We start from the raw sequence: 9,295 nt of genomic DNA on the forward strand, positions 1-9,295 counted from the left end.
ATCGCCACCCGCTACGACAAGCTGGCCCGAAACTACGCCTCGGCCGTCGCACTCGCTGCCGTCATCGCCTTCTGGTGCTGATCGAGTCCAGACCCTAGACAATACCATTTCGATAGGAGCCTTGCTGATGACCGCGGACTAGCTCGGTTAGCTTCATTGGCTTTGACTCCGCCTGGACCGACAGTGCCAAAGCCCCCGGTGCGACTAGCGTCATCCGGATCGATGATAGAGGCCGTTGCACCTTCGTGCCGCCCTCTCTCGTGTCCTTCGACGCAGCGCTCGCAGTCATCCAGACCGAGGCGTCCTTCAGCGCTTTGCGCATCGTTGCGTTGGACCAACCGACGATCGTTCCAAATCTGACGAGTCTCCGTCCCGTCGACCGGGTCGCCCCCTCGCTGATTTCCTGGCTCGGCGGCGGTGTGCAGCCGGCGAATCGCTCGAAGATCGGCATGTTCGACGATGCAGCCCCTGTTTGGCGCTTCAAGGAGCGCCTCGAGGCGACGGAGGATCCTGAGGCCTCGCGGAGCGCGAGCGCAGGTCTGTTCTTGATGGAGGTCTTCCCGGCGTTGGCATTGCCATCTCTCGGGCCGGCGTTTTGCGGCAGGCTGCTTGGCCCGCGCTACAATCCCGCGCGTCGCAAGACGTTTAAGCTGGCTGGGTGGCAGGCAGTAATCGAGGTCGTGCGCCACCTCGCGAGGACAGAAGCTGTCGACGGCCTTGGCGAGTGGGCGGATGCACTCGCCGCGGTCTCCATTCCCAAGAAGGCGGATCAGGATCAGCTCGATGCCGTTCTCTGCGCACTGATCGGCCTGCATTGGCAAACGGCGCCACGCGAGGCGTCCATCATGATCGGCGATCGCATGTTCGGCTACATGATCGCTCCGGCAAGCGCTGACGTGGGAGCCCGGTTGAAGTCCGCCGCAGATAAGGCGGGGGTATCCATCGACGTCGAAAATTTGGGTTACTCGAAGCGGCTCTAGAGGGTCGTCCAGGTTTTCTCTTCGCGATTGTCCGACGGTTCGCGCTTCGTGCTGGCTCTTGGTTGTTGCTCGCAATTACGCAAGGTGTTCCAACCCATGATCCGCCGTATCATGCGGATGGGAGACAGCGATGCAAAGAACATCGACGAAGCGCCAGATCCTCCGCGGTGCCAGCGCGCTCGGACTTTCTGCGGCTTACGCGGCCACGACGGTTTCGTCTGCTCACGCCGCCGGGCCGGGCGAGCCTGAAACCATCGCGACGGAGAGTTTTCGGGTTCCGACCCATGACCCTGACATTACTCTCTACGTCCGCAACAAGCGGCTGGCTGGCATGAGCGCTTTTCCGGCGGAGAAGATCCTTCTCTACGTGCACGGTGCGACCTACCCGGCCTCGACCTCATTCGACCTGCCTCTCAACGGGCTTTCGATGATGGATTACCTTGGGCGTCAGGGCTACGACGTCTACCTCGTCGACCTGCCGGGCTACGGCTTCTCTGACCGGCCCGCGCAAATGCGTCAGTCGGCTGCCGACAACCCGCCATTCATGCGGACCCCGGATGCGGCCCGCGCTGTCGGTCAAGCGGTTGACGCAATCCTGAAGCGGCGCAACGTCGATAAGCTGAACCTGATGGGCTGGTCCTGGGGCACCTCGACGATGGGCCTCTACACCACGCAGAACAACGACAAGGTGAACCGCCTGGTGCTCTATGCGCCGCAATGGCTTGCCAAGGCACCGCCGAACCTCGGAAATACGGGCGTGCTCGGTGCCTACCGCACCGTGTCGCAGGACAGCGCTCGGGATCGCTGGCTAAAGGGCGTCCCGGACGCCAAGAAAGCAGACTTGATCCCGCCTGGCTGGTTCGAGCAATGGGCCGAGGCGACCTGGCTGACTGATGCGGAAGGGGCGGCCCAGACACCCCCCGTGCTACGAGCCCCGAACGGCATCATCGCCGACTCCCAGGACTACTGGCAGGCCGGCAAGCCTCTCTACGATCCGGGCCGGATTCGGGTGCCAACCCTGGTGATTCACGCGGAATGGGACGCAGACCTGCCGAGCTACCAGGCGCAAGAATACTTCACGAAGCTCACGGCCACGCCCTATAAGCGTTTCATCGAACTTGGCGAGGGCACCCACACTGTGATCATGGAGAAGAACCGCATGCAGTTCTTCCGGGAGGTGGTCGCCTTCCTCAACGAGCGCGATCCGCTCGCGCTCGACTGATGATCGAGTGTCATGATGGCGGCGAGGCGTCTTCTCCACCCGGCAGGAAGATGGTTCGCCGCCATCGGTCGTATCCGCACCGAAGGCGAACACGAAGCGCAATCTCGAAACCGAAAGAAGCACGCGGCGTGATCGCGATAGGAACGGCCGGCTGGAGCGTGCCGAAGGCATACGCGGATGCGTTTCCCGCTTTCGGGAGCCATCTGGAACGCTACGCGCACCGACTCAATGCCGTGGAGATCAACACCGCGTTCTACCGTCCTCATCGTGTTGGGACCTATGCGCGATGGGCGGCCTCAGTGCCCGAACAGTTTCGCTTCGCTGTCAAGCTTCCGCGCACAATCACGCATGAGCGGCGACTCGCGCAAGCCGAGGGACTGCTGCGCCAGTTCCTTGCCGAGGTCGCCGGGCTCGGCCCCAAGCTCGGCCCGCTCTTGATCCAGATGCCGCCGAGCCTTCGCTTCGACCCAGATACGAGTGCTGGGTTCCTGCGCGCCTTCCGGGACATCCATGCCGGCAGCATCGTGTGCGAGCCAAGGCATGCCAGCTGGTTCGCGCACAACGTCGATGCATTATTGACTGAGCTGTGCATCGCACGCGTCGCCGCCGATCCGGCGCCAGTGCCTTGCGCAGATGAGCCCGGCGGCTGGCACGGCTTGCGCTACGAGCGCCTGCATGGCTCACCGAAGATCTACTACTCGGCCTATCCGCCTAGCACGCTGGACGCAGTGGCCAACCGCCTGACAGCGGACGCTGCGCAAGGGCGCGAGTGCTGGTGCATCTTCGACAACACCGCTGCCTTCGCGGCGGCTGGCGACGCGCTTGCTACACGTGAGCGCCTCAATAGACACGCATCGCTCATCGAATCGCCAACGCCATCCTAACACTGCTACAGAACGACTTCGGCGCGGCACAGGCACGGCGCATACTGCGCGCCGCAGCCGAGCCGCATATGCCCAGCATTCCAGCGCACAAACGGCGCTCTCTTGCTATTCGCGCACCCGACACGATTCGAACGTGTGACCTTTGCCTTCGGAGCTCTCGCAGACATCCCTTTGAGTCTAAACGCATCCCACACCCCCGTTGCGCGGAGCCCCCGCATGGGCTACCAGAGCGACACGGTCAGCACCCGTAGCTCAGCTGGATAGAGCGTTGCCCTCCGAAGGCAAAGGTCACACGTTCGAATCGTGTCGGGTGCGCCAATCATTTCATCACCTTCGCCCGATCTGGTTGGTTACCCGTGAGTGAGGGTTATCCCGTGCGCGCCTTGCGGTGGGGATTCCGTTCGGTCCAAGATGGAAGCCGGGAGATTACCACGCCGGTCCGTGAGACCTCCGACATCTGACAGCCTTTCAAGCCTGCTCCAGTGAGCGTCGGCGTCACTCCGGTGGTCTTGGCACTGGGGGTGGATGCCGGAAGATTTCCGGCCAGAACAACGCGTGGCTGGAAGTATTCGGGGTTTGCAGGGAAGGTATCGGCCGCCACGCGCGATTCTGCCGTACCGGCTGGGGGCGTGCGTGGCGGTCACGTCGGGGCGGAGGGCACGATCGACCTGGGACGGATCCCCTCGAAGACCGGCGATGCGTATGCCGGTCGTCAACCGCGATCCGCGCTGGCTCAGCCCACCAGCCAGTGCGCCACGAGCATCACCGCAGGTCCCGCAACGGCGAAGCCGAGCAGCGTGACACTGCTGACCTGATCGACCTTGTCGACGGTATTGCCGACCCGGTGCTCGCGCTTCATGGCGGTGCTGTCCAGCCCCTCTCGGCTGGAGCCGCCGTCGAGGATTGCGGACGTCGCCTGGTGCAGCTTGGCATCAAGATGGGTGAGTGTGGTCATGAACATGTCCGATCTGGCGAGAACGACGACGGGGCGGTTGTTATGGAAACGGTGATCGGCGGGGCTTGAGACGCAGCGGTCAGGAAAACGAGCCGAAACCCTCGAAATCGGACGACGAGGGAACCGTCGTGCGAGCTAGGCTGGAACCGGTGCCGACGACTGCGCCGCGATGATGACTGCGGGCCAGGTCCGAGGATTGATGGCACCCGCCGACGCGGGGTCGCTGGCTCAATGCGATGGTCGCGGATGACCGTGCCCGTGGATCGGGCGTGATGTGGTTACGCATGCTGGAAACCCTGCTGGTATGCCAGGACTGACTGGGTGTGAGCAGGGAATGTCTCGCGGGAAGGGACGTTCCGCCGGTCGCGGACGCAAGGAGTCGCAGGCGATCTTGGTCTTCGAGCCTTGAATGCGGCTCACCCGGCAGCAGGTGCAGCGGCCTCTCATCTCCCTAGACCGATCACCAAGGGATGATTGAGGGATCGCCAAGATTAAGGGATGGCCAAGATCCGGGGATGGCCAAGCTCCCGATGCCGCAGCGCCGGGCCGACATCGTTGGTGGGTCGAGCCTGCACGGGCTGACCCCTGTAAATGCTGACCCTTGCATTGAAAAACCCCGACCGCGACGCGGCCGGGGCTCCTTCATAGCGCGTCAGACATCGCGTCTCGACGCGAGCCGTGTCATGCCGATCAGGCGATCAGCAATCGTCGCCCGACTTGCCGACAGCCTGGTTCGAACCGGTGTTGTTCATCGCGCCCACGGTCCCTGGCGCGGCCGGCTGCTGGCCACCTGCGAGGTTCCTGCTGGCGGGATCTTCATTGCCCTTGGCGGCCGTACCCGAGCCCGGCTTCTCACCGACACCCTGATTGGCGCCGACATTGTTCATGGCACCGACGGTGCCGGGGGACGCCGGCTGCTGGCCGCCCGCGAGATTCTTGCTGCCCTGATCGACGCTCGAGCTCTTGTCGTTGTCCGCGTGCTGCTCAGGCGTCTTGCCCTTCACCGCCCCGGTGTTGCAGGGAGCTGCCAGGGATGCTCCGGACGTCAGCGCGAGAATGGCAGCGGCGCCGGCAATCATCGAGAATTTCATCGTGCGTTCCTCCAGATTTGTTATCGGGAAGAATAATTCCGCATCGCGAACTTCGGTTCCCATCCGGCAGGATCGTTTGGCAAGTTTGGCTGCCACCATATCTTTGTCCCGGCCCTGAAGATTCGCTGCAGCGCAGACCACCTCTCATGATCAGCGTTGGGGTGCGCCTCTCAGGCCGGGAGCGGTGCGTCGTGGTCCGCCAACGCTGCCAGCCCCAGGCGGTAGGTCAAGTCGCTGTAGGCCAGCGAATCCGCCATGAACCGATTGAAAGCGGTGATCCACGCCGGCATCAGGCGGATGAACTGTCGGCGCTCGCCGTGATGGCCGATGAAGCCCCGCTCCTTCGCGGCGCGCAGAATGTTGCGGATATGCATGCGGGAGACGCCGAATTGCGGCGCGATCTCGGAGAGGTCGGCCTCCTCTCCGCCCATGCGACAGAGCGTGAACAGGATCGACAGAGCGCCCGTGGCGCTGAGAAAGAACACCACGTCGAGATTGCGCCACGCCACCGTGACGGCGCCCTCGAAGACCGCGACCGAGGCGCTGCCATGGGCCTTCTGAAAGCGCGGGTCCCGCTCGAGGGCGAGGACATAGCCGGGATCGGGAAACATGACCTGCAGCGGGGCGAAATGTGCGGCCATCCACTCCCGGTCCCAGGCCAGGAGTGCTTCGGTCGGCACCAGGAGGCGTACCCGGCTGTCGGCCGGGTGGCGATGCAGTTCGAGAAAGCCGGTCTGCACCAGGCGCGCCACGAAGTCGTCGATCAGGCGGGGGCTGGCGAAGCCGAAGCCGATCACCACGTCCTTGAGGCGCGTCAGGGTCGGCCAGGTCTCGCGGTCGTCCTCGACGTAGCGCGCGTGAAGGCAGACGATAACCGCGAGGGTGATGACCCGGCCCGCATCCGCGCCGAAATGCCCCGGGAAGGCGCCCATCCCGTAGGCCTTGAGATGGTCCGCCATGTAGACGGCGCGCGCCTCCGGGAAATGGGGATGGAGAAGAATTTCCTCGACGGTTCGGTGGTCGGTCGTCTGGATGGCCTGCGTTCCGTCCCCAATCCCCATTCCCCTGGCTCCCGGCTGCGCCCCGCGGCGTCCGGGGCTTGCAGGGTCCATACCAGCCTGTCGCCAAGGACCGCGCTGGCATTCAACGTCCGGTCGCATTCGTCCCCAGGGTCGTTCAGGCCATGGCCTGGGATCGGTGGTGGATCGCGGCGCTGAGGGCGACGTTCTTCAGGTCTGACCGGGCGTCGCGCAGCACGCGCTCGTACCGCACCAGATCGCGGCCGCGCTTCAGGGCCTGGTACAGGTTCCCGCCCAGGATCTGTTCGTGGATCGCCAGAAGGTAGGGTGCGGTCGTCGGCGCCATCGTCAGGATTTCGATGGCCTGGCGCGCGAACAGGTCCTCGGCCGGATGGTCGGCGAGGTAGAGGATCTGCAGGGTCATGCAGAGCGGCTTGGCCGGTGTATCGGCCTCGCTCTCCTTGATGACCTCGGATTCGCGCAGGAACCGGCAGGCCGTCTCGATGAGGATGTCGGCGCGGCGCGATCCGTTGCGGATGAGCGCGCCGTTGATGAGGAAGCCCTCGTAGGGCTTGAGGTCGAGGCGAAGCGCCATGGTCGAAAATCCCTTCTGGAACGGATGCGGAAAGGGACGCGCGGGGGCCGGTTCGGGGCCGGCCCCCGCGCGTCCTCGGCGGCTCAGCGGAGCAGCTGGAGCACGCTCTGCTGCGCCTGGTTCGTCAGCGAGAGGGCCGAGATGCCGAGCGATTGGCGGGTCGAGAGAGCCTGGGAATTGGCCGCCTCCTCGTTGAGGTCGGCGTTCGTCAGGTTGGCGGCCCCCGTGTCGAGGATGTTGATGAGCTACTTGGAGAAGTCCTGACGGTTCTGGACCACGGCGAGGTTGGAGCCGAGGCTGGACGCCTGGGACTTGAGGGAGGTGGTCGCGGAGTTGATCTGTTCGATCAGTTTGCTGATCGAGCTGTTCTCCTGGAAGGTGTTCTGCGCGATCGCGTTCAGGCCGAGGCTCGACGCGGTCACGGCGCTGCCCTGCACCGAGAGGGACGACGTTCCCTTCTCGTTGAAGGTGATGTTGAGGTTGTCTCCCGTGAGCAGGTTGATGCCGTTGAACCCGGCATCTGCCGCGAGCTGGTCGATCTGGGTCAGCAGGCTGTTGTAGCTGCTCACCAGCCCGTTGCGGGTGTTGAGCCCGTCGCCCCCCACCGTCGCGCTCGTGGCGGCCGAGGTGAAGGGATTGCCGGCGCCCGTCGCCGTCGCCGTCAGGGTCTCGGCGCCGTAATCGTTCATCGTCGAGATCGAGAGCTTGCCCGTGGTCGGGTCGATGACGGCCTGGGCGTTGGCCGGAGCGAGGGCCGCGTTGAGCTGGGTCAGGGTGGAGACCTGCCCGGGGCCGGAGCCGAAGGTCAGCGAGGTCGTGGTGACGTTGGCGCCGCTGCCGACCTGGACGGTCAGCGCCTTGCCGGCGAGGGGGCTCGTCGCCCCCGACGCGCCGAGGCCGGACGCGAAGGCTGTGGCGGTGAAGCCGAGATTGGCCACCTTCGAGGTCGCGGTCGAGCCGTCGGCGAGGGTGACGGCGGTGTTGGAATCCGCCGCCGTGAAGCTGAACTTGTTGGTGGCGGTGTCGTAGCTGGCGGTCACGGCCCCGTTGGTCGCGACCCCGACCTTCTGCATCAGCGAGGTGATCGTATCGCCGGCCGCGATGGTGACCACCTGCCCGTTGACCGAGAAGTTGTCGTTGGCCTGAAAGCCGAGACCGCTCACGAGCGAGGTGGCGGTCGGGTCGAAGGTTCCGGCGATCGTCGAGGCGGTCGTTGAAACGCCGAAGGTGTTGCCGGGCGAGCCCTGTACGCTGAAGGACGAGCCGTCGGAGCCCCCGGAGAGCACGAGCTTGGTCCCCCGAGGGAGTTCTTTGAGGCGGTGACGCCCGTGGTCGTGCTCTGGAGATTGATCGCCTTGATGGCGTCGTCCAGGGAGGCCGAGGGCGGGATGGTGATGGCCGTGTTGTTGATCGTCAGGGTCTGGGGCACTTCGAGGGCGATGGCGGCGCTGCGAATTACATCCGCGAGCGGCGTCTGCTTCACGCTCTGCGTCTCCTGACCCGGTCCGGCACCCGGCCGCGGATCTCGGCGGTCGCCTACGCAGTCGGCTTCTCCGACGAGAAGACGTTCAGCCGCGCGTTCCGGCGCCGGTTCGGGTTTCTGCCCCGCGACGCGAGCGTCGGCGAGGCCTCCCCGCGCACCCGCGGGCGGGACGAGCCGGTTCTCCTGTCCTGGATGAAGACCCTGACGGTGTGACGGATCGGGGTGCGCCGTCGCGGAGTCGCGCGAAACCCGTCCCCCGGCGGTTTTCGAACTTCGCGCCTGCCGCGACGAGAGGCGATCCCTCGCAAGAGCCGAACATCTTCGACCGGACAACCCGGAGGTCCGCGCCCGTCACCGTCCGGAGAGTTCTGGAGGATCCCCATGAAGGCTCACCTGATGCCAAACCCTGAAGCCATCGATCTGCTCGGACGCGCCCTGCTTCCGAACGGGACCGAAGAAGTCTGCGCGATCCGGTGTCGTGACGCCGATACCATGGAACTCGTTCTGGCTTCGGCCGTCCAGCCGGGCATACCCCTGCTCTGCCATGTGGAAAGCTTGGGCGTCATCGAAGGCATCGTCGCCGAGAACACCCCAGGGGGCCGATGCCTGATTCATGTCCAGGCCACCACCGCGCATCTCTCCCGGCTTGGTGCGCGCCTCGCATGGCATCGACGCCGAGCGACGGAAGCGGGCCGGGCGCGCGATCACGACGGCGTCATCCCCCGATTCAACACAGTCCGCGTTCGCACCGAAACGGGTTCGGACACGACCGGGATTCTTCTCAGCCTCTCTATGACCGAAGCGACCGTGCGCCTGACGACCCACGTCGAGATCGGCACCACCCTCGCCATTGGGCGCCGAAGGGCGACCGTCGTCCGGTATACCGATGACGGTCTCGCAGCGCGGTTTTTCCTGCCGCTTCGACCCGAAGACGTCACGCCCGACATTGTTTGGTAGATCTCACCTCAGCTCGACTTTGGCCATTTGGGCCGGCCCTTGAACGTGCCGGGTGACGAAGCGGGCGTAATGGATAGGCTGATGGTGTCCCTCGCCAGAGACGCCTCAT

The 9,295-nt window shown here is 64.9% G+C and carries 12 protein-coding genes and 1 tRNA gene; 6 read left to right on the forward strand and 7 right to left on the reverse strand.

Annotation, left to right across the window (positions count from 1 at the left end; genetic code table 11):
- Nucleotides 1–155: 155 nt before the first annotated feature.
- The 4 genes from ASF60_RS18060 to ASF60_RS18075 all read left to right on the forward strand — a co-directional run bounded on the left by ASF60_RS18060 (nt 156) and on the right by ASF60_RS18075 (nt 3,404).
- Complete coding sequence (locus ASF60_RS18060; protein WP_056188226.1) at nt 156–980, forward strand: DUF429 domain-containing protein; 825 nt, start codon at nt 156–158, stop codon at nt 978–980.
- A gap of 130 nt (nt 981–1,110) precedes the next feature.
- The gene (locus tag ASF60_RS18065) at nt 1,111–2,202 is read left to right on the forward strand and encodes an alpha/beta hydrolase (RefSeq protein ID WP_082508062.1); all 1,092 of its coding nucleotides are present in this window, start codon (nt 1,111–1,113) and stop codon (nt 2,200–2,202) included.
- Nucleotides 2,203–2,330: 128 nt separating this feature from the next.
- Complete coding sequence (locus ASF60_RS18070; protein WP_244478494.1) at nt 2,331–3,086, forward strand: DUF72 domain-containing protein; 756 nt, start codon at nt 2,331–2,333, stop codon at nt 3,084–3,086.
- Between the two features lie 241 nt (nt 3,087–3,327).
- Nucleotides 3,328–3,404 (forward strand) — tRNA-Arg (locus ASF60_RS18075).
- Nucleotides 3,405–3,819: 415 nt separating this feature from the next.
- Here the strand turns inward: ASF60_RS18075 and ASF60_RS18080 are convergent.
- The 7 genes from ASF60_RS18080 to ASF60_RS26285 all read right to left on the reverse strand — a co-directional run bounded on the left by ASF60_RS18080 (nt 3,820) and on the right by ASF60_RS26285 (nt 8,229).
- A complete protein-coding gene (locus ASF60_RS18080; protein ID WP_056188231.1) occupies nt 3,820–4,041 on the reverse strand; it encodes a hypothetical protein in 222 nt (73 codons plus the stop codon).
- Between the two features lie 698 nt (nt 4,042–4,739).
- The gene (locus tag ASF60_RS18085) at nt 4,740–5,132 is read right to left on the reverse strand and encodes a hypothetical protein (protein ID WP_056188234.1); all 393 of its coding nucleotides are present in this window, start codon (nt 5,130–5,132) and stop codon (nt 4,740–4,742) included.
- 170 nt (nt 5,133–5,302) lie between these two features.
- Complete coding sequence (locus tag ASF60_RS18090; RefSeq protein ID WP_056188237.1) at nt 5,303–6,193, reverse strand: hypothetical protein; 891 nt, start codon at nt 6,191–6,193, stop codon at nt 5,303–5,305.
- A gap of 115 nt (nt 6,194–6,308) precedes the next feature.
- Nucleotides 6,309–6,746 carry a flagellar biosynthesis repressor FlbT gene (locus ASF60_RS18095; RefSeq protein WP_056188239.1) on the reverse strand — a complete coding sequence of 146 codons (438 nt, stop codon included), beginning with the start codon at nt 6,744–6,746 and terminating at the stop codon, nt 6,309–6,311.
- Between the two features lie 83 nt (nt 6,747–6,829).
- Complete coding sequence (locus tag ASF60_RS25800; RefSeq protein ID WP_338011512.1) at nt 6,830–6,988, reverse strand: flagellin; 159 nt, start codon at nt 6,986–6,988, stop codon at nt 6,830–6,832.
- Nucleotides 6,989–6,991: 3 nt separating this feature from the next.
- Nucleotides 6,992–7,945, reverse strand: a complete 954-nt coding sequence (locus tag ASF60_RS18105; RefSeq protein ID WP_443136778.1) for a hypothetical protein — start codon at nt 7,943–7,945, stop codon at nt 6,992–6,994.
- Complete coding sequence (locus ASF60_RS26285) at nt 7,906–8,229, reverse strand: flagellin hook IN motif-containing protein (protein WP_156634269.1); 324 nt, start codon at nt 8,227–8,229, stop codon at nt 7,906–7,908. The genes ASF60_RS18105 and ASF60_RS26285 overlap by 40 nt, the downstream gene beginning before the upstream one ends.
- On the opposite strand from ASF60_RS26285, the gene ASF60_RS25810 reads away from it, so the two are divergent.
- Both ASF60_RS25810 and ASF60_RS18115 read left to right on the forward strand, forming a co-directional pair.
- On the forward strand, nt 8,206–8,442 hold the full coding sequence (locus tag ASF60_RS25810; RefSeq protein ID WP_274533566.1) for a helix-turn-helix domain-containing protein: 237 nt from the start codon (nt 8,206–8,208) through the stop codon (nt 8,440–8,442). The genes ASF60_RS26285 and ASF60_RS25810 overlap by 24 nt on opposite strands.
- Before the next feature lie 168 nt (nt 8,443–8,610).
- Nucleotides 8,611–9,186 carry a hypothetical protein gene (locus ASF60_RS18115; RefSeq protein WP_056188251.1) on the forward strand — a complete coding sequence of 192 codons (576 nt, stop codon included), beginning with the start codon at nt 8,611–8,613 and terminating at the stop codon, nt 9,184–9,186.
- Nucleotides 9,187–9,295 lie beyond the last annotated feature (109 nt).

It is taken from the genome of Methylobacterium sp. Leaf113, assembly GCF_001423325.1.
Taxonomy (GTDB): Bacteria; Pseudomonadota; Alphaproteobacteria; order Rhizobiales; family Beijerinckiaceae; genus Methylobacterium.